This is a genomic window from Staphylococcus sp. LCT-H4 (assembly GCF_001866145.1).
GTDB classification, from domain to species: Bacteria; Bacillota; Bacilli; order Staphylococcales; family Staphylococcaceae; genus Staphylococcus; species Staphylococcus succinus.
The window spans coordinates 1-356 of record NZ_MODY01000020.1; the positions used below are offsets into that span (position 1 = coordinate 1).

At 32.0% G+C, this 356-nt stretch carries 1 protein-coding gene; it reads right to left on the bottom strand.

Annotated features, from left to right (window positions below; genetic code table 11):
• On the bottom strand, positions 1-356 hold a 356-nt coding region (locus BK821_RS13135; RefSeq protein ID WP_177165143.1), incomplete at both ends, for an accessory Sec system protein Asp2.

The following is a 356-nucleotide window of genomic DNA, read 5'->3' on the forward strand; positions in this document are numbered from 1 at the left end:
TTTAAAAATCTTCTATCATTTTGCTCTAACTTTCCACCAATATTTACAATTGGGTCTACAGCTAATGTTTTTAAATCTAAAGCAGCACCATGATATATAGCACCTGTTCCCCCTTTTGATCCACCATATAAAACTATGTTTTCAGTAGTAATATCTAGTTGACTTTGAACAGATTCAATTGCCCCTTTAATATCTCTTTCATATTCTGGATAGTTCGTAGTATTGATATAGTGTGAACCATGCGACACATTGATATCCATAATTCTCATTGTATACACATTTTTCACTAAGCTCTTTTCAATTCCATCAAAAAATTTAGGAAACATACGCTTAGGTATAAGCGAACTATCGTATTC